We start from the raw sequence: 20,016 nt of genomic DNA on the forward strand, positions 1-20,016 counted from the left end.
CCCTACAGGCCGATGTCCCGGCGGTTCATGTCGTCCATGGATTCACGGCGTACGAGCATCCGCGCGGAGCCGTCCCGGACCGCGATCACGGGCGGGCGGCCGACCAGGTTGTAGCCGGAGGCCATGGACAGGTGGTACGCGCCGGCGGCCGGTACCGCGATGAGGTCTCCGGGTCGCACGTCGCCGGGCAGCGCGACATCCTCCGCCACGACGTCGCCGGCCTCGCAGTGCCGGCCCACCACCGTGACCAGGGCGGGCAGGGCCGTCGAGGCGCGGCCGATCAGCCGGGGCGCGTACCGGACCCCGTACAGGGCCGGCCGGGGGTTGTCGCTCATGCCGCCGTCGACGGCGACGAACGTCCGCCCCGAGGTCTCCTTGACCGTGAGGACCCGGTAGACGGCGACTCCGGCGGGGCCTACGAGCGCCCGCCCGGGCTCGATGGTCAGGCGCGGTACGGGCAGCTTCGCGTGGGCGCAGCCGTCCGCCAGCTCGGCCAGGACCCGGTTGGCGAGGGTGGTGAGGTCGAGGCTGTCCTCGCCGGGGCGGTAGGCGATGCCGTGGCCGCCGCCGATGTTCAACTGGGGCGGTTCCAGGTCGTGGTGGTCCCGTATTTGGGTCATCAGGCCGACCATCCGGCGTACGGCGGCGACGTACGGCTTGACCGAGGTGATCTGGGAGCCGATGTGGCAGTGCAGTCCCACGAGTTCGAGACGGGGCTGGGCGAGGACCCTGGCGATGGCGTGCTGGGCGGAGCCGTCCGTGATCGAGAGGCCGAACTTCTGGTCCTCCGTACCGGTGCGGATCTTGGTGTGACCGCCGGCCGCGATGCCGGGCACGACCCGGATCATGACCTGCTGGCGTTCGCCTTCGGGCACGATGTCGGCCAGTCGGGCGATCTCCGAGGTGCTGTCGAGGACGATGCGGCCGACGCCGAGCCGGACGGCGGTGTACAGGTCCTCGGGGCTCTTGGCGTTGCCGTGCAGCACGATCCGCTCGGCGGGGAAGCCCGCGGTCATGGCGAGGCCCAGCTCGCCGGCGGAGCAGACGTCCAGGCCCAGGCCCTCGTCCTCGACCCAGCGGGCCATGGCCCGGCAGAGGAACGCCTTGGCCGCGTAGATGACGTCCGCGTCCGGGAAGGCCGTGCGGTAGGCGCGGCAGCGGTCGCGGACCTCGCCCTCGTCCAGGACGTACAGGGGGGTGCCGAACCGATCGGCCGCTTCGGTGAGGGAGATCCCGGCGACGGTGACGTCGCCTCCGGCGGCCGGGCGGGCCGAGGCGGGCCAGACGGAGAGCCCCTCGGCGGCGTCGGGGGCCGGTATCGGATCCGAGGTCCGGACCGGGGAGGAAGGGAAAGTGACAGACATGGAGGGCCCTCAGCCGATCAGGAGGTTCATGCAGGAGACGACCGCCGCGGCCCCGGTCACGCGCAGGACACCGACGTGCTGCGGATCCCAGTCGCGCCAGGCCGGAAGCGGCTTGGCGGCGAGGGCGGGGACGGGGGCGGGGGCGGAGAACTGAGGGTCGACCGTGAGGCGTCGAACGCCCAGCGGTTCGGCGAGGGCACGCAGGGCGGGCTCGGAGAGCCTGATCCAGTTCTGGTCGGCACCCAGGGTGGCGGTGAGCCGCTTCTCGGAGGTGAAGCCGACCGCCGTGCGCTCCCCGGGCGGGGTGCGGAAGAAGCGGGCCGAGCAGCCCGCGGGTCCCGGCCGGACGGGGACGTAGAGAGGTCCGGCCGGGACGGGTTCGGAAGGCTCGGGGTCCTCGGGGTGTGCTGCCGTAGGCATGGTGTTCCTCCTGGTGGGGAGCGTGCGACGGCGCTCCGGCGGGACGGCCGGGGCGCGCTTCGGCGAAGGTATGCCCGTCGGCCGGGGATAGCCCCCTCCGCTGACGCATGTTTGACGCGCTTTCCCGGACCGCTGACGCGATGTTGACGGGGTCCTTGCGGAACCGGACGTCAGAGGTCGGAGAGCCGGGCCTCCTCCAGGTCCAGCGAGGGCTGGAGCCGGCGGCGGGTGGTGTCGCTGATGCGGTGGTCGTCGTAGAGGCGCTGGAGTTCGGCGGCCTCCTTGTCGATCAGGTCGCTGCGCAGCTGGCGGTAGACCTGGTCGGCGGACTCGTACGGTCCCTCGTCGTCGCCGAGCCGGTCCTGGGCGTGGTCGCGGCGGGCGTGCAGGGCGCGGCGGAGGCGGTCGAGGACCGCCTCGGGCGCGGCTTCGAGTCCGGAGGTTCGTCCAGGCGGCGCAGTCCCGCTTCGGCGAGGCTCAGCCGCGCGCCGGTCTCCTCGCGTTCGGTGTGGTCCGGTTCGAGGGCTATCCCGGAGCGGCGTACGACCGGGGCGAGGGTGAAGCCCTGGACGACGAGGGTGACGACCACGACGGAGGAGGTCAGCACCGAGGTCAGCACCAGGACCAGCGGGCGCTGGGCCAGGGCAGTGCCGTCGGCGGCGGCTACGGGGATGGACAGGGCCGCTGCCAGCGGCATGACACCCCGGGTGCCCGCCCACGACAGGACGGCGGGCACCCGCCAGTCGGTCCTGTCCCGTGTGGCCTTCCGCTGGAACAGGGCCGACAGGGGGAAGACCCACAGCGCGCGTACGGCGATGAGCGTGCCGGCCAGGGCGAGTGCGTAGAGCGGCCAGAGCCGGTTCTCGTCGCCCAGCTCGCGGATGAGGCCCGGCAGGGAGAGCCCGATCAGGCTGAACACGACGCTTTCGAGGAGGAACACCACGGTGCCGTAGACGGCGTGCAGTTGGAGGCGGATGCGGGCGCTGGTGAGGCGGTCGCCGCTGCCGCCCATCACGACGCCCGCCACGACCACGGAGGTGACGCCGGAGGTGTGGGCCGTCTCGGCCAGGACGTAGGCGGCGTACGGGGTGACGAGCGCGATCGCGGTTTCCAGTACCGGGTCCTGGGTGCGGCGCCGGATCAGCACCACGACGCCGGCGACCGCGGCCCCGATCAGAGTGCCTCCTCCCGCGAGCAGGGCGAACTCGCCGCCCGCGCTTCCCCACGAGACCGTGGAGGACGCGACCGCGACGCTCACCGCGACCCGGAAGAGGACGAGGGAGGTGGCGTCGTTGAACAGGCTCTCGGCCTGCACCATGACCTGGATCCTGGGCGGCAGTGCGAGGCGCCGGCCGAGCGCGGTGACCGCAAAACGGGCGGTGTCGCCGCCGCCAGCCACGACGATATCGCGGTCGCGGAAGAAGGCCCCGTCGCAGGTGGCGCACCAGGAGACGCCGCAGCCGGAGAGCTCTTCCTCCTTGGGCAGGCCCAGTTTGCGGCAGCCGGAGCCGGTCGCGATGATCGCCGTCGTCGCGCGGTGGACGGTGCCCTCGGAGTCGGTGACGGTCTTGATGTCGCCGGTCAGGGCGACGGAGAGATGTCGTTGTCGATCATCTCGGCGTCGATTGTTCGGCCTGGGCCCGCATGCTCTCCATGAGGACCGGGCCGTCGATGCCCTGGGGGAAGCCGGGGAAGCTCTCGACCTCGGTGGTCGTCGTCAGTGAGCCGCCGACGAAGATCGCGCCACCGAGACGAGCGGCGCAAGGTTGGCGCGGGCGGTGTACAGGGCGGCGGTGTATCCGGCGCCGCGACCCTGCTCATCCTGCGCGCCTGCTCGCCATGTTGGCGGGTGGATGCACTCGTTCCTCGCGGCCCGCTGTGTCATGCCAGCGGCATCGCGGTCGTCGTGAACTCGGCGCGGCTGGCCGGCCACACTCCGGATCTGCCCCGGGTGGGCGACGAGGGGCTCAGGTGCGCACCGCCGCAGGAACGCCGAGTGCGTAAGTGGTGGCCGGGATGAGGATTTCGAAGTGGACCGTCCCGAAGCCGCCGTGCTCGCCCGTCGTGCGGGCGTCGCAGACCTCGGTGGCGAGGCTGCGCCAGAACGCCTCCGCGCCGGGGATGTCCACATTCGTGTGCAGGTAGATGCTCTCGTAGCCGGGGACAGCGGCGGCGAACTCGCAGGCCGTCCGGACCATGGCGCGGGCCAGTCCGTGCCGGCGGTGGTCAGGGCGCACGTACACGCGGAGGAGTTGCGCGGTACGTCCTGACGGGTAGCGCTCGGCGAGCCATCGCGGGTGCGGCGGGTGGGCGGGGCCCCGGGAGTGCAGCGCGGTGGTGCCCACGACCTCACCGTCCCGTACTGCCACGACGAGGGTGTGGCGCGGGTCTTCGAGGTACGTGCCGTCGATGTCGACGACGTCGGAGTGCCATCGGGGCACGTACCCGTAGTCGAACTCCCCGTAGAAGGTGTCGAGCATGACGCTGCGCGCGCCGGGCACGTCCTGCGCCCTGGCGTGCCTCACCACGTACGGGCCGAGTTCTTGATCCTGCATCAGATTCCCCATCACTCCACCTCCGGCTTCCGGAGCAGCAGGCTACCCGGAGTACCGCCCTATTGGAAATGAAAACTATTTCGGATAGCTTCACCTCGGTTCGGTGCGGATGCCTCCTGTCGGGCGGTCCGCGCCGCAGGTATGCCCGAGAGCTGTCATGGCGGTCTGAGAGGGAGTCCCGTGGGACATCTGCTGGTTATCGAGAGCTGGGTGGGGTCGATGAGCAGGCTGCTGCCCAGGGCGATCCGCGAAGGCGGACACGAGTTCACCTTCGTCACCCGGGACCTGCACCACTACCTGCGGGGCGCCGGAGCCGACGGCCCGCACCCGCTGCTGGCGGCGCGCAACATCATCACCGCGGACACCAACGACATGAACGCACTGCTGCCGTACCTGGAGCGGCTGCACGCCGTGCTGGGCTTCGACGGGGTCGTCTCCTCCTGCGACTACTACCTGCCGGCGGTGGCGCGCACGGCCGAGCGACTGGGCTTGCCCGGCCCCGCCGCCGAATCGGTCGAGGCGGCCTGCCGCAAGGACCTGACCCGCCGGGTGCTGGCCGAGGCCGCGGTGCCCGGCCCCCGCTTCGCGGTCTGCGGTGATGTGGCGCACGCGCTGACAGCCGCCAGGGAGATCGGGTATCCGCTGGTCGTCAAGCCTGTCGACCTGTGCGCTGGGATGCTGGTTCGCGAGGTCCGCGACGAGGGGGAACTGGAGGCGGCCTGCCGGGCGCTGGCCGAGTTCCCCGTCAACGCGCGGGGCCAGGATCGTAGCCCCGTCTTCCTCCTCGAAGAACTCCTCACCGGCCCCGAAGTCAGTGTCGAGACCGTCTCGTTCGGCGGCGCCACGCACGTGGTCGGGGTCACGGACAAAAGCGTGGGCGGGGCCCCGGCCTTCATCGAAACCGGCCACATGTTCCCGGCGGGGATCTCGCCGGCGCTGGAGCGGGAGGCCGTCGACACCGCAGTGGCGGCGATCAAGGGCCTTGGGCTGGACCACATGGTCTGCCACACCGAGATCAAACTGACCCCCCAAGGGCCCCGGGTGGTCGAGGTGAACCCCCGCCCGGCCGGCAACCGGATCACCGAGCTGGTCCGCCATGTCACGGGTGTCGACCTGGCCGCCGCGTGTGTGGACGTGGCCCTCGGCCGGACCCCCGACCTCACGGCCCGAGTCACCGGCGTGCGCAGCGCCGCCATCGTCTTCCTGCTCCCCGACACCACCGGAACTCTCACCGCCATCGACGGCGCCGACGGCCTACGCGAGGAGCCCGAGGTCCTGGAGCTCACCCTCGCCGAGCCGGGCCGCACGGTGCGCGCCGTGACCAGCAACAACGAGTACCTCGGCCACATCATGACCGCCGACACCCAGGGCGGCGGCGCCCGCGAGACGGCCGAGCGGCTGCTCTCCCGCCTGCGCCCCAGGTATCAAGAGTGTCCGGCTCAAGAGTGTCCGGCTCAAGAGCGTCCGGCTGAAGAGTGTCCGGCCGAGCTGCCGTCGGCGGTGCCCGCATGACCGCTCCCACCCTGCGCGAGCCCGCCGTCCGCACGCTGGACCAGCTCATCGAACACGTCCGCACCGGCGGCTACGGCCCCGACCCGGCCCAGGAGCGCATCGCGCTCGCCTTCACCACCGCCCAGGCGGTACGCCACGAAGGCCGCGCCGGCGGCTACCGCAATGAAGTCCTCAGCCTGCGCCTGGCCGGGGCCGTCGGATCCTGCGCCGTGGAGCCCGGCGCGCTGCCCGCAGAGGCACTCGACGACTGCGTCGGCACCACCGTGGCCGAACTCCTCGACCACCCGCTCCTCCCCGTACGGATCGCCGCGCTCGACGCCTACCTCATGCGAGTACGCCCGCACACCCCCGACCACGGCGCCCGCCCCTACCCGCTGCCCGCCGGAAGCTCCCTGCACCGCTCCCGAGCCCGGGCCCGCGCGGTCGTCGACCTCCTCCCCTCGACCCGGGTCGGGAAGGTTCTCGTCATCGGCGTCGTCAACTCCCTGCTGGAACAGCTGCGTGAGCGCGGCACCGGCTACATCCCTTGCGACCTCAAGGGTGGAACCACCGAGTGGGGCGAGCCCGTCCGCACGGACGCCCTCGCGGAGCTGGAGCGCTGCGACGCGATCCTCGCCTCCGGCATGACGCTCGGGAACGGCACCTTCCAGCCGCTGCTCGACCACGCCATCGCGACCGGCAAGCCCCTCGTCATGTTCGCGCAGACCGGGAGTGCCATCCTGCCGCGCTTCCTCGGCGCCGGGGTGAGCGCCGTGTCGGCCGAGCCCTACCCGTTCTTCTGGCTCGACGGCGGTCCCGGTGTCATCCACCGCTACGGAGGCACCCGGTGACCACCGCGCCCCTGCTGCACCGGCCGGCCCCAGGTGTCGCCAACCCCGACCTGCTCCACCTCATCGGCCGCACCCCGCTCGCCCGGGTCCGCACGGAACTCCCTTACCCCCACCCCGGTTTCTGGGCCAAACTCGAATGTCTGAGCGCCGGTGGGATGAAGGCACGCGCGGCCGTCTCCATGCTGCGCGGTGCCCGTCGGCGTGGGGAGCTGCTCCCCGGCGCCCCCGTGGTCGAGTCGACCTCCGGCACGCTGGGTATCGGCCTGGCCTTCGCCGGGCAGGCCCTCGGTCATCCTGTTGTCCTCGTCGGTGACGCCGAACTGGAGCCCTCGATGCGCCAGTTGCTGCGCACCTACGGTGCCCAGCTGGAGCTCGTCGACCGGCCCGCCCCCGAGGGCGGCTGGCAGGCCGCCAGGATCGCCCGGCTCCGCGAGGTCCTGGCGAGGATGCCGGAGGCCTACTGGCCGGACCAGTACAACAACCCCGACAACCCGGCCGGGTACCTGTCGATGGCCGCCGAACTGTGCGGCCAACTGGACCACTTGGACGTCCTGGTGTGCAGTGTCGGCACCGGCGGCCACAGCTCCGGACTGGTCGGTGCGCTGCGCCGGCGCTGGCCGCGGCTCAAGGTGATCGGCGTCGACTCCGTGGGCTCGGCGATCTTCGGCCAGCCCGCCCGGCCCCGTCTGATGCGCGGACTCGGCAGCAGCATCCACCCCCGCAACGTCGCCCACCACGCCTTCGACGAGGTCCACTGGGTCGGCCCGGCCGAAGCGGTCGACGCCTGCCGCAGGCTCGCCCGTACCAGCTTCGTCAGCGGCGGCTGGAGCACCGGAGCCGTCGCCCTCGTCTCCGCCTGGGCGGCCCGGGTGGAACCGGGCGCCGTCGTCGCGACGGTCTTCCCGGACGGGCCGCACCGCTACCTGGGGACCGTCTACGACGACGACTTCTGCCACGCCCACGGCCTGGACCGAGCCGAACTCGCCGACCGCCCCCTGGAGATCCCGCACCCGTGGGCGACCGAGGCGACCGGCTGGGTCCGCTGCCGCACCGTCGTCGACCCGGTGGCGGCCGGCCGTCCCGTCGTACCCGCGCCCGTGCAAGGAGGTCCGGCATGAAGCTCAGCTGGAGCACCACGGAACTGGAGCTGGCCGAGCCGCTGCGCATCTCCCGATCGGTGATGGCCCGCCGCGACGCCGTCTGGGTCACCGTCGAACACGGCGGGCTGCGCGGCTGGGGCGAGGCCGTCAGCAGCGACTACCTGGGCCTGCCCACGACCCGGATCATCGAGCACCTGGTCGCCGCCCGCCCGGGCATCGAACGCCTCCCCGACCCCGAGACCGCATGGGATGAGTACGACGCCGGGAGCCCGCCGGGCCTTCCTGCCGGCGTTCTGGCGGCGATCGAGGCGGCCCTGCTCGACCTGGTCGGCAAGAGGGCCGACCGGCCCGTCCATCAGCTGCTCGGCACGCACGAAGCTCCCGCCGCGGCGACCGCCCGTACGATCGGCATCATCGCGCCCGAGGCCGCCGCCGCGCAGGCCACCCGCCTCGCCGCCGCCGGATTCACCGTCCTCAAGGTCAAGGCGGGACACCCCGACCCGGCTCGGGACCTCCACCGCGTGGCCGCCGTCCACTGCGCGGTCCCCGGGGCGAGTCTCCTGCTCGACCCCAACGGCGCCTGGAGCGAACACCAGGCCCTCGCCCTGCTGCCGCGCTTCGCCGCCCTCGGCGTCACCGCCGTGGAACAGCCGATCGCACCCGGCCGCCCCGACGCCCTCGCCCGCGTGGCGAAGGAGTCCCCGGTCCCCGTCATCGCCGACGAGGACGCGGTCTCCTACGAGGACGCCGTCGCGCTGGCCGGACGGGTCCACGGCGTGAACGTCAAACTGGCCAAGTGTGGCGGGGTACGGGCTGCGCTGCGCATCCACGAGGCCCTGCGCGGCAGCGGCACCGATCTGATGCTCGGCTGCCTCACCGCCAGCTCGCTGGGCATAGCGCCCGCCGTCCACATCGCCGACCGGGCCCGCTGGGTGGACCTCGACGGGCACCTGCTGCTCGCCGACGACCCCTGGACCGGAATCGGCGGTGCGGACGGCACCGTACGGGCCGCGAGTCGCTCCGGTCTCGGCGTCAGACGCGCCGACGGGGAGGCAGGACGGTGAGAACCCTCGCCGCCGCACGGAGCTTTCCGCTCGCCGTGCGCCTCCTCCTGGTCAACCAGCTCGGCGTCAACACCGGCTTCTACCTGCTCATCCCGTACCTCGCCACCCACCTCACCGACGACCTCGGCATGTCGGCGGCCGTCGTCGGCATGGTCCTGGGCCTGCGCAACCTCAGCCAGCAAGGAATGTTCCTGATCGGCGGATCGGCCGCCGACCGGCTCGGCGCCCGCGGTGTGATCATCGCGGGATGTGCGCTGCGCACGCTCGGATTCGCCCTGTTCGCGCTCGGCGACGGGCTTCCCGTGCTGCTGGCCGCCTCCATACTCAGCGGGCTCGCCGGGGCCCTCTTCAACCCGGCCGTGCGCACGTACATCGCCCAGGAGTCGAACGACCGCAAGGCGGAGGCGTTCGCGCTGTTCAACGTGTTCGCCACCACGGGAGCGCTGCTCGGGCCCCTCCTCGGCACCCTGCTGCTGCTCGTGGACTTCAAGGCGGCGGCGCTCACCGCAGCGGCCATCTTCGCGCTGCTCACCCTCGCCCAGACCATGGTGTTGCCCGCCCGTTCCGTCCCCAGCCCGTCCGGGACCGTGGCCGGTGACTGGCGGGAGGTCTTCGGCAACCGCAGGTTCCTCGCCTTCGCGCTGGCCATGGTCGGCATGTACGGGATGGAGAACCAGCTCTACCTGCTGCTGCCCCATGCCGCACACCAGGCCACGGGCTGGGACGGCTCCATCGGCCTGCTCTTCCTCGCCGGTACCGTCGTTAACCTGCTCTTCCAGCTGCGCATCACCCGGCGGCTGAAGTCCCGGGGGAGCCGCGCCCGCTGGATCGCCACCGGACTGGCCGTCATGGGGCTCGGCTTCGTCCCGCCCATGCTCGTCGCGAGCGCCTCCGGCACGCACCCGGCGCGCCTGCTGCCCGTACTCGCCGGTGCCCTGCTGCTCCACCTCGGCGTGATGATCGCCCAGCCGTTCGTCATGGAGTTGATACCGGCCTTCGGCCGAGACGGCCTCACCGGCACGTACTACGGCCTGTTCTACGTGGTCTCCGGCTTCGCAGCCGCCATCGGAAACATGGCCGTCGGCTGGGCCATGGACCTCGGCGGGAACAGCAGTCTCGCCTGGCTGCCGTGGGCCTTCTGCCTCTGCCTGGGCCTGTCGTCCGCGATCGCGCTCGCCGCGCTGCACCGCAGAGCCCCCCCGCAGCGGGTACTCGGGGGTCCAGACCCTGCCGAGGCGCCTGCGGGACGAGGTCGTCGGATCGCTGAGGCAGTTCCGCACCGGGCCCGGGCCCTTCGAACCTGCAGCCCGGCGCGTCGCCCAGCCCCTGGGCGACGTCGCCACCATCAGCCTCCTGCAGCAGCGCTGCTCCCGGCAGAGCACGATGCTCAACGAGCAAAGGCCGCGCCGCCGCCGCGCCGGACCGCCGCCGCGGACGGCTCACAAGGGGCGGTCCGCGATCAGGGCGGTGCCCACGGGGCGGAAGCCGAGGCGGGCGTAGACGCGGGCCACGTCCTCGTCGCCGGCCGAGAGGAAGACGGTGCGGGCTCCGCGGGCCAGGGCGTCCGCGACCAGGGCCGCCGTCACTCCCAGGGCCAGGCCCTGGCGGCGGGCCGAGGGGAGGGTGCCGACGCCGACGACCTCCGCGACGTCGCCGACCGGGATGTACTGGCCGGAGCAGAGCACCAAGCCGTCGCGCGCCGCGGCCGCCAGGGCGGTGCGGCCCGACGCGATCATCCCGGCGACCCGGACCCGGCGGCCTTCCGAGGCCGGGTCCCGCTCCGCCACCGCGAGCTCCGCCGGGCCCGCCTCGCCCACCGCCGTGCCGGGTGCGGCGAAGGCCAGCATCGGGACCGTCACCGCCGCGCGCAGCAGCGGGTCGGCCGCGCCGAGCACCCGTACGTCCGGATGCGCGGGCAGCCGTACCGCCGAGGGGTCGAGCACCATCAGCGGGTGTGCGTGGACCTGCAGTCCGGCGGCTTGTGCCGCGGCCCGCAGCGAGGGGGTGGTTTCGGCCACCCACTCGATGGACTCGGGGACGTTCAGCTCGCGCTGGCGGGCCAGTACCCGCTCCACGTCGGCCGCCGAGACGCCGGCGGCCGAAGCGGCGCCGAGCGCGGGCCGCGCATAGTACGGCCAGCCCGTGCCCTCCTGGACGAAGAGGGTCAGCGGGCCGAAGTCCTCCGCCCGCGCACCGCCCGCCCGGGGCGCGGCGTCGTAGTAGCGCTCCAGCCCGGGCAGCGGGTCGGAGGCGTCGGCAGCGGCGGAGGCGTCGGAAGGGGCGGAAGCCGAGGTCATCCGGCCATCCAATCAACCGGGGAGCGCTCAGGCACCTTCTTTCAGGACGCGTGAGATCAGCTCCCGCTGCGGCTCCGAAAGGTTCGGGTCCCGGCAGTCCACCGTCCGGCCGTCCACCGTGATCCGGTACGAGAACCCGTCCCGGATCCGGTCCGCAGGATCTCCCGGCGGACCGGGCCGCAGCGCGAGCCGGGCCAGGTCCTGCCACTCGGCCTCGTCGGGCAGGCCCGAGGTGTCCACCTCGGCCCGCCGCTCGATCCCCGCGAAGCCGCCCGTCCGCACCACCTGAATCCGCATGTCCGGCCTCCTACCCCAGTCCGACCGCCGACCACGCCTTCTGCAGCGCCTGGTGTTCCGGGCCGCCCTCTCCGTACCGGGTCACGGCCGAGGCGACCGTCAGGGCGGCGAACCGCGCGAAGTCCGCCTTCGGGCCGAGCTCCCCGCCGGTCAGGGTGTCGTACCAGATCTGCCCGGCCCGCTCCCAGGCCTTGCCCCCGAGCTCGGACGCCACGATGTAGAAGGCGTGGTTGGGGATGCCGGAGTTGATGTGCACCCCGCCGTTGTCGCGGGAGGTGCGGACGTAGCCGTCCATCGTCGCGGGCTGCGGGTCCTTGCCGAGCTCGTCGTCCTCGTACGCCGTTCCGGGCGCCTTCATCGAGCGCAGGGCGGAGCCGCTGTCGACGGACGGCCCGAGCAGGCCGGCGCCGATCAGCCAGTCGGCATCCCCGGCCGTCTGGTCCAGCGAGTACTGCTTGATGAGGGAGCCGAAGACGTCCGACATGGACTCGTTGAGCGCGCCGGACTGGCCGTAGTACTCGAGGTCGGCGGTGTACTGCGTGACCCCGTGCGTCAGCTCGTGCCCGATGACGTCCACGGAGACGGTGAAGTCGAGGAAGAGGTCCCCGTCCCCGTCGCCGAAGACCATCCGGCTGCCGTCCCAGAAGGCGTTGTTGTACAGCCGGTCGTAGTGGACGCTGGCGTTCAGCGGCAGGCCGGCGTCATCGATCGAGTGGCGGCCGAAGGCCTTCAGGTACAGCTCGAAGGTGGCCCCGAGCCCGGCGTAGGCGCGGTTGACGCTGGCGTCCTTGCTCGCGTCCCCGCCCTCGCCGCGGACCTTCTTGCCGGGCAGCCGGGTCTGGTGCTGCGCGTCGTGGATGGTCCGCTCGGGGGTGTCGGGGGTCGCGTCCCCCGGTGTGGGGAGGACCGACATCAGGCGCCGCACCCGGTGGGCGGCGTCGAGCTCGAGGGTGTGCCGGGCGGCGGCGGCGCGGGCGGCGTCCTCGGACCGGGCGATCTTGTCCAGGAGGTGCGGCGGCACCACGGTGCAGAAGACGGGGCGGCGTGGGGCGGAGTAGGCATCCATGCCCGGCAATGTGGCACTCGGTCACTTCGTTGTCACTAGCAGCGACCATGATTCATTCGGTTGTGTGGACCGCCCGGCGCCGGGTCGACGCCCGCGGCCCTCGCCCGATCGCACGGACGGGGGGTGGGCGGGGTTGGCGGATCGTCCCGAGCTGGGCCGGACGAAGGAGGCGTAGCTCACAAAGGGTACAAAACGGACTGGCGGGTCTTGCATACTGAAACAGGTCCCCGCATACGGCGCGGCTCGGTTAGGCTCGGCCCATCATGCGTATCGGGCTGCTTCTCCTTAGCTGCCGCGGCGAGGGCCTGTAGTCGTAGGCCGACCCCCTCCCCGCGGAGTTTGGTGTTGCGGATTTACGACCCGTCCGTCGGCCGTCCCAGCGAACTACACGCGGACACGCGAGGAGCCCTACGCCATGAGCCAGCACACTTTTGTCGGTCGCCCCACGCCCATCACGAACGCGACCCACAGCCAGCAGCCCTCCGGGATGCCGATCCACAAGTACGGCTCGTACGAGCAGGTGGACATCCCCGACCGCACCTGGCCCGAGGCCCGCGTCACCAAGGCGCCCCGCTGGCTGTCCACGGACCTGCGCGACGGCAACCAGTCGCTGATCGACCCGATGACCCCCGCCCGCAAGCGCGAGATGTTCGACCTGCTGGTGCGCATGGGCTACAAGGAGATCGAGGTCGGCTTCCCGTCCTCCGGTGAGACCGACTTCGCCTTCGTGCGCTCGATCATCGAAGAGGGCGCGATCCCGGACGACGTGACCATCTCCGTACTGACCCAGGCCCGCGAGGACCTGATCGAGCGGACCGTGGAGTCGCTGGTCGGCGCCAAGCGCGCCACCGTGCACCTGTACAACGCGACCGCGCCGACCTTCCGCCGGGTCGTCTTCCGCGGCTCCAAGGAGCAGATCAAGCAGATCGCCGTCGACGGCACCCGCCTGGTCATGGAGTACGCCGACAAGCTGCTGGGCCCGGAGACCACCTTCGGCTACCAGTACAGCCCGGAGATCTTCACCGACACCGAGCTGGACTTCGCCCTGGAGGTCTGCGAGGCCGTCTGCGACGTGTGGCAGCCGTCCGCGGGCCGCGAGATCATCCTGAACCTGCCCGCCACGGTGGAGCGCTCGACGCCCTCCACGCACGCGGACCGCTTCGAGTGGATGGCCCGCAACCTGACCCGCCGCCAGCACATCTGCATCTCCGTGCACCCGCACAACGACCGCGGCACCGCCGTCGCCGCCGCCGAGCTGGCCCTGATGGCCGGCGCCGACCGCATCGAGGGCTGCCTGTTCGGCCAGGGCGAGCGCACCGGCAACGTGGACCTGATCACGCTGGGCATGAACCTGTTCTCGCAGGGCATCGACCCGCAGATCGACTTCTCCCAGATCGACGAGATCCGCCGCACCAGCGAGTACTGCAACCAGATGGAGGTCCACCCGCGCCACCCCTACGCGGGCGACCTGGTCTACACCGCCTTCTCCGGCTCCCACCAGGACGCCATCAAGAAGGGCTTCGACGCCATGGAGGCCGATGCGGCCGCCAAGGGCGTCACCGTCGACGACATCGAGTGGGCGGTCCCGTACCTGCCCATCGACCCCAAGGACGTCGGCCGCTCCTACGAGGCGGTCATCCGGGTCAACTCGCAGTCCGGCAAGGGCGGCATCGCGTACGTCCTGAAGAACGACCACAAGCTGGACCTGCCGCGCCGCATGCAGATCGAGTTCTCGCGGATCATCCAGGCCAAGACCGACTCCGAGGGCGGCGAGGTCACCCCGAAGGCGATCTGGGACGTCTTCCAGGACGAGTACCTGCCCAACCCCGAAAACCCGTGGGGGCGAGTCCAGCTGCGTTCCGGCCAGACCACCACCGACAAGGACGGCACGGACACGCTGACCGTCGAAGCGGTCGTGGACGGCGTGGACACCGTGCTGGACGGCACCGGCAACGGCCCGATCTCGGCCTTCTTCGACGCGCTGGCCGGCATCGGCATCGACGCCCGCCTGCTGGACTACACCGAGCACACGATGAGCGAGGGCGCCTCCGCCGTCGCCGCCTCGTACATCGAGTGCGCGATCGACGGCCGCGTCCTGTGGGGCATCGGCATCGACGCGAACACCACCCGCGCCTCCCTGAAGGCGGTCATCTCCGCCGTCAACCGCGCGGGCCGCTGAACCCGTCCGTGACACGGCCCCGCCCCTCCCTCCGGAGGGGCGGGGCCGCGCCGTTTCCGCCCCGCCCGCGCGCCGGTGCGAGCACCCGCAGACGCAGACCAGCGCCCCGCCGGACGGCCGCGCGGGCAGGGGCGGAGATCGGCCAAGTACGGGGGCCGGCGGATGTTGTCTTGTCACACGCCTGACGCATCCTCACCGATGTGGCTAACATCACGCCAACCCGGCGATGTTGCCGGAAGGTTACGGAGGTGCGACGTGCTGCCAGTTCGGGGTGGGGACGGCCGGAAGCTGACGGTCTGGGGCATCCGCACCACCTGGAGCACCGTGGGGGACGGGGAGTTCTTCTGCCCCGACTGCGGTGGGGACCGCAACTACCGCAGGCGCACCGGCCGACGCCGGTTCACGGTCCTCGGGGTCCCGGTGCTGCCGCGCGGGCAGGTGGGCCCCGTCGTCGAGTGCCAGGGCTGCCGCGAGCGCTTCGCCACCGAGGTCCTGGACCACCTCACCACCACCCGCTTCTCCGCGCTGCTGCGCGACGCCGTGCACACGGTGACGCTGGCCGTGCTGGCCGCCGGCGGGACGGCCTCGCGCAGCGCCCTGGAGGCCGCCGTGGGCGCCGTACGGGCGGCGGGGTTCCAGGACTGCACGGAGGAGCAGCTGGAGTCGCTCGTGGAGGGGCTGGCCACCGACGAGGGGCGGCTCGGGCTCTACGACGGCCCCGACTGCTGCGGCGCCGCCCTCTCGATAGAGCTGCACGAGGTGCTGGAACCGCTGGCTCCGCACCTGGCCGCCCCCGGGCGCGAATCGATCCTGCTGCAGGGCGCGCGCGTCGCGCTGGCGGACGGCCCGTACATCCCGGCGGAGCGCGAGGTCCTCGCGACGGTGGGCGCGGCGCTGCGCATCGACGCGGACGAGGTGGCGCGGCTGCTGTCGGCGGTCCGGGCGCCGTAGGACAGAGGTCCAGGGCGGTGGCGGCCGGTTCGGCCGCCGCCGCCCTTTCGCATGCCGTCGCGGGCTCCGGGACGGGCGAAAACGGAACATTTCGAGGTAACGATCCGGCCTCGCGCCCCCGATTTCGCGCCTTTCGCGCGCCGGTTGAACCGCGGAGCGGTTCCATCCGTGCGGGGTGTTTCCACCATGTGGACGGCCGGAGGGGTGCCTTCTTCTTTGCGCTGCCGAACGAGGGCGAACCATTAACCCGCACGTCATCCCAGGGGACCTTCGCGTTCGCGCAGCGAGAACCAGCCATTTTGTGAACCGTTGGCCGTAGCCGACCGCGCGAGCGTCCGCCACTGGAGAAACCTCCAGATCGAGCATCCCAGTTCGTCAACACTTTGTGGAAGTCGACGATATCTGTGAGCGGCCCCACAGGCGTTCAATTCCGGTCACACGACGAGACGCCGGCGGTAACACCGCGGGGCTTCGATGCACGTGGACGTACTGACAGCCCTGACGGATCAACGGGTTAACGACCCACTCCGGCCGGGGACAACCAGCTTCCTCTCAGTTACCTACCTCATTGAAGGGCAAGGCAGAGATGGCACGTGTCGCCGCACCGCTTTCCGCCAACGGAGAGCAGAGCACGCACCCGGTCGACGAGGTGCTCCCCCTCCCCAAGCTCGCGCTGTACGGCTTCCAGCACGTACTCGCGTTCTACGCCGGTGCGGTGATCGTTCCGATCATCGTCGGCGGTGCCCTCGGGCTCTCCACCGAGCAGCTGGTCTACCTGATCAACGCCGACCTCTTCACCTGCGGTATCGCCTCGATCATCCAGGCGTGGGGCATCGGCAGGATCGGCGCGAGGCTGCCCCTGATCCAGGGCGTCACCTTCACCGCGGTGTCCCCGATGATCGCCATCGGTCTCGGGGCGGGCGGCGGGACGGCCGGTCTGCTCGTCATCTACGGCGCGGTCATCACGGCCGGCATCGCCACCTTCGCCTTCGCCTGGCTGCCCCCCAAGGCCTTCCGCACCATCATGCGGCTCTTCCCGCCGGTCGTCACCGGCACGGTGATCACGGTCCTCGGCATCGTGCTGATCCCGGTCGGCCTGAACGACGCCGCGGGCGGCCTCGGCAGCCCCGACTTCGGCGACCCGAAGCACTTCGCCTACGCCGGCGGCACGATGCTCTTCATCCTCGTCCTGATGAAGCTCGGCAGGCCCTTCCTCAACAGCATCTCCATCCTGCTCGGCCTGGTCGGCGGCACCGCCGTCGCCTTCCTGCTCGGCGACGCCAAGTTCGGCAACGTGAGCAACTCGGACTGGATCGGCATCACCACCCCGTTCTACTACGGAGCCCCGAAGTTCGAGTGGTTCCCGATCGTCCTGATGCTCATCGTCATGCTGATCACCATGGTCGAGACCACCGGTGACACCTACGCCGTCGGCGACATCGTCGGCAAGGAGATCGACAGCGAGACCGTGGCCCGCGCCCTGCGCGCCGACGGCGCCGCGACCGCCCTGGGCGGCGTCCTCAACTCCTTCCCGTACGTGGCCTTCGCCGAGAACGTCGGCCTGGTCCGCATGACCAAGGTCAAGAGCCGCTTCGTCGTGGTCGCCGCCGGTGTCTTCATGATCGTGCTGGGTCTGATCCCGAAGGCCGCCGCGATCGTCGCCGCGGTTCCGCACGGTGTGCTCGGCGGCGCGGCGACGGTGATGTTCGCGATGGTGGCCCTGGCGGGCATCCAGACCCTCGCCAAGGTCGACCTCAAGGAGGAGAAGAACGCGCTGGTCGTGGGTGTCTCTCTGGCCTTCGCGCTGCTCCCCGCCACCGTCCCGGTGCTCTTCAAGGACCACATGGACGCGGACCTCTCCTCGCTCCTCAACTCCGGTGTGACGCTCGGTGCCACGGCCGCGATCGTCCTGAACCTGATCTTCAACGGTCTCGGCAAGGACGACGCGCACAGCGCCCCGCAGATCGACGCCCCGCAGACCGACGCCCCGCAGATCGACGCCCCGAAGGCCGACGCCCCGGCGTCGGACGACGGTGCCCCGGCAGCCGTACCGGCCCAGTCGACCGAGGGCGAGCACGCCCCGACGCCGACCGCCTGATCCTCCCAAGGGGTGTCCCCCGCCGGGCTCGCGCCCGGCGAGGGACGCTGCCGTTCCGGGCCGTCCTGTCAGTGGGGTACGGGACAATGGGCTCATGAGTCTGTTCCGCGACGACGGCATCGTGCTGCGCACCCAGAAGCTGGGTGAGGCGGACCGCATCATCACGCTGCTGACCCGGGGCCACGGCCGGGTCCGGGCCGTCGCCCGCGGGGTCCGGCGGACGAAGTCCAAGTTCGGCGCCGGGCTGGAACCCTTCTCCCACGCCGACGTGCAGTTCTTCGCCCGCAGCAACGAACTGATCGGCCGCAGCCTGCCGCTCTGCACGCAGACCCAGATCATCGCCCCGTACGGCAACGGCATCGTCACCGACTACGGCCGCTACACCGCCGGCACCGCGATGCTGGAGACGGCCGAGCGGTTCACCGACCACGAGGGCGAGCCGGCCGTGCAGCAGTACCTGCTGCTCGTCGGCGCGCTGCGCACCCTCTCGCGCGGCGAACACGCGCCGAACCTCATCCTCGACGCCTTCCTGCTGCGCTCCCTCGCCGTCAACGGCTACGCACCGAGCTTCGACGACTGCGCGAAGTGCGGGATCCACGGACCCAACCGGCACTTCTCCGTCGCCGCCGGCGGGGTCATATGCGGCGACTGCCGCGTCCCCGGCAGCGTCGTACCCTCGTCGGAGGCCATCGCCCTGCTCAGCGCCCTGCTGACGGGCGACTGGGGACATGCCGACGCGTGCGAGGCGCGTCACGTGCGGGAGGGCAGCGGGCTGGTCTCCGCCTACTTGCACTGGCATCTGGAGCGCGGGCTACGCTCCCTTCGATACGTCGAGAAATAGGAGCTGGGCACATGGCACGACGCGGGATTCTGGGACGCTCTCGCCGCGAGTACAAGGTTCCCGAGCCGCACCCGTCCGGTGAGCGCCCGCCGAAGATCCCCGGCGAGCTCGTGCCGAACCACGTCGCGGTCGTCATGGACGGCAACGGCCGCTGGGCCAAGGAGCGCGGGCTGCCGCGCACCGAGGGCCACAAGGTGGGCGAGGGCGTCGTGCTCGACGTGCTCAAGGGCTGCCTGGAGATGGGCGTCAAGAACCTCTCCCTCTACGCCTTCTCGACGGAGAACTGGAAGCGCTCGCCCGACGAGGTGCGCTTCCTCATGAACTTCAACCGCGATGTCATCCGGCGCCGGCGCGACGAGATGAACGAGCTGGGCATCCGCATCCGCTGGGTCGGCCGCATGCCGAAGATGTGGAAGTCGGTCGTCCAGGAGCTCCAGGTCGCGCAGGAGCAGACCGTCGACAACGACGCGATGACCCTCTACTTCTGCGTCAACTACGGCGGCCGCGCCGAGATCGCGGACGCCGCGCAGGCGATCGCGCGCGATGTGGCGGCCGGCCGGCTCGACCCGTCGAAGGTCAACGAGAAGACCTTCGCGAAGTACATGTACTACCCGGACATGCCGGACGTGGACCTCTTCCTGCGGCCGAGCGGCGAGCAGCGCACCTCGAACTACCTGCTGTGGCAGAGCGCGTACGCCGAGATGGTCTTCCAGGACGTCCTGTGGCCGGACTTCGACCGCCGCAACCTCTGGGCGGCCTGCTACGAGTACGCCCAGCGCGACCGCCGCTTCGGCGGCGCCGTCCCCAACCAGGGTGAGGGCTCCGCCTGAGCGGCCACTAGGATCCCCGCTCATGGACGACATGAGCGGGGATCAGCTGTACCGGATACACGAGTCGGCATCGGCGGGGCAGGCGGTCGAGCTCCGCTACACGCCGACCGTCGCCGACATGGCGGAGGGCCTGCGGGCACGCGGCCGGTCGAAGGCGGGCCGCCGCCAGCGCCTGCCGTTCTTCCTCATCGGCCTGGTGGGGCCCGGGTACGCCGCAGTCCTCATCGCGCAGGACGGCGAGTCGGCCGGGTCCCCCGTGGCGCTGACCGTGGTGGGCCTGCTCGGCTGGGCCTTCGCGCTGTTCGGCCACCGGTTCATGGCCCGGTCGACCCGCGGACTGCTGGCGGCGGCGGGGGAGTGCAGGGCGGTCGTCGACGGCGAGGGCATCACCATCGACTCAGCGCAGGGCTCCACCCACCTGCTCTGGAGCGCGCTGTCGACCTACGCGGAGACCCCCGCGACCTTCATGGTCTTCACCGGCGACAGGCAGATCACCGGCGGGGCGCTGCTCCCCAAGCGGGGCCTCGCGGACGCCGGGCAGCAGGACGTGCTGCGGGCGCTCCTGGACGGGAAGCTGGAGCGGATCTAGGCCTGCGGCCGGCGCCGGCCGGT

General features: G+C 71.5%; 17 protein-coding genes and 2 pseudogenes. 11 read left to right on the forward strand and 8 right to left on the reverse strand.

Annotated elements, in window-relative coordinates:
- Nucleotides 1-2 precede the first annotated feature (2 nt).
- The 5 genes and pseudogenes from lysA to DRB89_RS24125 form a co-directional block, all read right to left on the reverse strand.
- Complete coding sequence (gene lysA / locus DRB89_RS24110; protein WP_112452304.1) at nucleotides 3-1,364, reverse strand: diaminopimelate decarboxylase; 1,362 nt, start codon at nucleotides 1,362-1,364, stop codon at nucleotides 3-5.
- Nucleotides 1,365-1,373: 9 nt separating this feature from the next.
- Nucleotides 1,374-1,784, reverse strand: a complete 411-nt coding sequence (locus DRB89_RS24115) for an SAV_915 family protein (RefSeq protein ID WP_112463412.1) — start codon at nucleotides 1,782-1,784, stop codon at nucleotides 1,374-1,376.
- A gap of 289 nt (nucleotides 1,785-2,073) precedes the next feature.
- Entirely contained in the window at nucleotides 2,074-3,102 is a 1,029-nt protein-coding gene (locus DRB89_RS24120) for a cation:proton antiporter (protein ID WP_343234713.1), read from the reverse strand.
- Nucleotides 3,103-3,120: 18 nt separating this feature from the next.
- Nucleotides 3,121-3,639: pseudogene (locus DRB89_RS44835) on the reverse strand (FAD-dependent oxidoreductase); the annotation flags it as partial.
- A gap of 112 nt (nucleotides 3,640-3,751) precedes the next feature.
- A complete protein-coding gene (locus DRB89_RS24125) occupies nucleotides 3,752-4,351 on the reverse strand; it encodes a GNAT family N-acetyltransferase (RefSeq protein ID WP_112452095.1) in 600 nt (199 codons plus the stop codon).
- 168 nt (nucleotides 4,352-4,519) lie between these two features.
- Here DRB89_RS24125 and DRB89_RS24130 point away from each other — a divergent pair, with 168 nt between their 5' ends.
- The 5 genes and pseudogenes from DRB89_RS24130 to DRB89_RS24150 form a co-directional block, all read left to right on the forward strand.
- Nucleotides 4,520-5,851 carry an ATP-grasp domain-containing protein gene (locus DRB89_RS24130; protein ID WP_204357900.1) on the forward strand — a complete coding sequence of 444 codons (1,332 nt, stop codon included), beginning with the start codon at nucleotides 4,520-4,522 and terminating at the stop codon, nucleotides 5,849-5,851.
- Complete coding sequence (locus DRB89_RS24135) at nucleotides 5,848-6,681, forward strand: DUF364 domain-containing protein (protein ID WP_112454139.1); 834 nt, start codon at nucleotides 5,848-5,850, stop codon at nucleotides 6,679-6,681. The genes DRB89_RS24130 and DRB89_RS24135 overlap by 4 nt, the downstream gene beginning before the upstream one ends.
- A complete protein-coding gene (locus DRB89_RS24140; RefSeq protein ID WP_112452097.1) occupies nucleotides 6,678-7,799 on the forward strand; it encodes a pyridoxal-phosphate dependent enzyme in 1,122 nt (373 codons plus the stop codon). The genes DRB89_RS24135 and DRB89_RS24140 overlap by 4 nt, the downstream gene beginning before the upstream one ends.
- On the forward strand, nucleotides 7,796-8,845 hold the full coding sequence (locus tag DRB89_RS24145; protein WP_112452098.1) for an enolase C-terminal domain-like protein: 1,050 nt from the start codon (nucleotides 7,796-7,798) through the stop codon (nucleotides 8,843-8,845). Before DRB89_RS24140 ends, DRB89_RS24145 begins: the two co-directional genes overlap by 4 nt.
- A pseudogene (locus DRB89_RS24150) lies at nucleotides 8,842-10,035 on the forward strand (MFS transporter); the annotation flags it as partial. The gene DRB89_RS24145 and the pseudogene DRB89_RS24150, both read left to right, overlap by 4 nt.
- Nucleotides 10,036-10,284: 249 nt before the next feature.
- Here DRB89_RS24150 and DRB89_RS24155 read toward each other — a convergent pair.
- From DRB89_RS24155 to DRB89_RS24165, 3 genes are read right to left on the reverse strand one after another with little or no spacing between them, the layout of a single operon-like run.
- Nucleotides 10,285-11,142: a GNAT family N-acetyltransferase gene (locus DRB89_RS24155; protein ID WP_112450312.1), complete on the reverse strand. Its 858-nt coding sequence runs from the start codon at nucleotides 11,140-11,142 to the stop codon at nucleotides 10,285-10,287.
- A gap of 27 nt (nucleotides 11,143-11,169) precedes the next feature.
- Nucleotides 11,170-11,439, reverse strand: a complete 270-nt coding sequence (locus tag DRB89_RS24160; protein WP_112450313.1) for a protealysin inhibitor emfourin — start codon at nucleotides 11,437-11,439, stop codon at nucleotides 11,170-11,172.
- A 10-nt stretch (nucleotides 11,440-11,449) separates the two neighbouring features.
- On the reverse strand, nucleotides 11,450-12,505 hold the full coding sequence (locus tag DRB89_RS24165; RefSeq protein ID WP_112450314.1) for a M4 family metallopeptidase: 1,056 nt from the start codon (nucleotides 12,503-12,505) through the stop codon (nucleotides 11,450-11,452).
- 415 nt (nucleotides 12,506-12,920) lie between these two features.
- Here DRB89_RS24165 and leuA point away from each other — a divergent pair, with 415 nt between their 5' ends.
- From leuA to DRB89_RS24195, 6 genes are all read left to right on the forward strand, one after another.
- Nucleotides 12,921-14,684 (forward strand): 2-isopropylmalate synthase, encoded by a 1,764-nt coding sequence (gene leuA, locus DRB89_RS24170; protein ID WP_112450315.1) that lies wholly within the window; start codon nucleotides 12,921-12,923, stop codon nucleotides 14,682-14,684.
- A gap of 255 nt (nucleotides 14,685-14,939) precedes the next feature.
- Entirely contained in the window at nucleotides 14,940-15,635 is a 696-nt protein-coding gene (locus DRB89_RS24175; RefSeq protein ID WP_112450316.1) for a TerB family tellurite resistance protein, read from the forward strand.
- 586 nt (nucleotides 15,636-16,221) lie between these two features.
- Entirely contained in the window at nucleotides 16,222-17,733 is a 1,512-nt protein-coding gene (locus DRB89_RS24180) for a nucleobase:cation symporter-2 family protein (protein ID WP_204357805.1), read from the forward strand.
- A 94-nt stretch (nucleotides 17,734-17,827) separates the two neighbouring features.
- Nucleotides 17,828-18,574, forward strand: coding sequence for a DNA repair protein RecO (gene recO, locus DRB89_RS24185; protein WP_112450318.1), 747 nt, complete (start codon nucleotides 17,828-17,830; stop codon nucleotides 18,572-18,574).
- A gap of 11 nt (nucleotides 18,575-18,585) precedes the next feature.
- Nucleotides 18,586-19,404, forward strand: a complete 819-nt coding sequence (locus tag DRB89_RS24190) for an isoprenyl transferase (RefSeq protein WP_112450319.1) — start codon at nucleotides 18,586-18,588, stop codon at nucleotides 19,402-19,404.
- Between the two features lie 22 nt (nucleotides 19,405-19,426).
- The gene (locus DRB89_RS24195; protein WP_112450320.1) at nucleotides 19,427-19,993 is read left to right on the forward strand and encodes a YcxB family protein; all 567 of its coding nucleotides are present in this window, start codon (nucleotides 19,427-19,429) and stop codon (nucleotides 19,991-19,993) included.
- Nucleotides 19,994-20,016: the final 23 nt, after the last annotated feature.

This window comes from Streptomyces sp. ICC4 (genome assembly GCF_003287915.1).
GTDB lineage: Bacteria > Actinomycetota > Actinomycetes > Streptomycetales > Streptomycetaceae > Streptomyces > Streptomyces tritrimontium.

Bases quoted from the DNA above. Each gene is read 5' to 3' on its own strand.
- DRB89_RS24135 (WP_112454139.1), top strand. From the start codon at position 5,848: ATGACCGCTCCCACCCTGCGCGAGCCCGCCGTCCGCACGCTGGACCAG.
- DRB89_RS24160 (WP_112450313.1), bottom strand. From the start codon at position 11,439: ATGCGGATTCAGGTGGTGCGGACGGGCGGCTTCGCGGGGATCGAGCGG.
- DRB89_RS24195 (WP_112450320.1), top strand. From the start codon at position 19,427: ATGGACGACATGAGCGGGGATCAGCTGTACCGGATACACGAGTCGGCA.
- DRB89_RS24180 (WP_204357805.1), top strand. From the start codon at position 16,222: ATGGCACGTGTCGCCGCACCGCTTTCCGCCAACGGAGAGCAGAGCACG.
- recO (WP_112450318.1), top strand. From the start codon at position 17,828: ATGAGTCTGTTCCGCGACGACGGCATCGTGCTGCGCACCCAGAAGCTG.
- DRB89_RS24125 (WP_112452095.1), bottom strand. From the start codon at position 4,351: ATGGGGAATCTGATGCAGGATCAAGAACTCGGCCCGTACGTGGTGAGG.
- DRB89_RS24145 (WP_112452098.1), top strand. From the start codon at position 7,796: ATGAAGCTCAGCTGGAGCACCACGGAACTGGAGCTGGCCGAGCCGCTG.
- DRB89_RS24115 (WP_112463412.1), bottom strand. From the start codon at position 1,784: ATGCCTACGGCAGCACACCCCGAGGACCCCGAGCCTTCCGAACCCGTC.
- DRB89_RS24190 (WP_112450319.1), top strand. From the start codon at position 18,586: ATGGCACGACGCGGGATTCTGGGACGCTCTCGCCGCGAGTACAAGGTT.
- DRB89_RS24120 (WP_343234713.1), bottom strand. From the start codon at position 3,102: ATGGTGCAGGCCGAGAGCCTGTTCAACGACGCCACCTCCCTCGTCCTC.
- leuA (WP_112450315.1), top strand. From the start codon at position 12,921: ATGAGCCAGCACACTTTTGTCGGTCGCCCCACGCCCATCACGAACGCG.
- DRB89_RS24165 (WP_112450314.1), bottom strand. From the start codon at position 12,505: ATGGATGCCTACTCCGCCCCACGCCGCCCCGTCTTCTGCACCGTGGTG.
- DRB89_RS24155 (WP_112450312.1), bottom strand. From the start codon at position 11,142: ATGACCTCGGCTTCCGCCCCTTCCGACGCCTCCGCCGCTGCCGACGCC.
- lysA (WP_112452304.1), bottom strand. From the start codon at position 1,364: ATGTCTGTCACTTTCCCTTCCTCCCCGGTCCGGACCTCGGATCCGATA.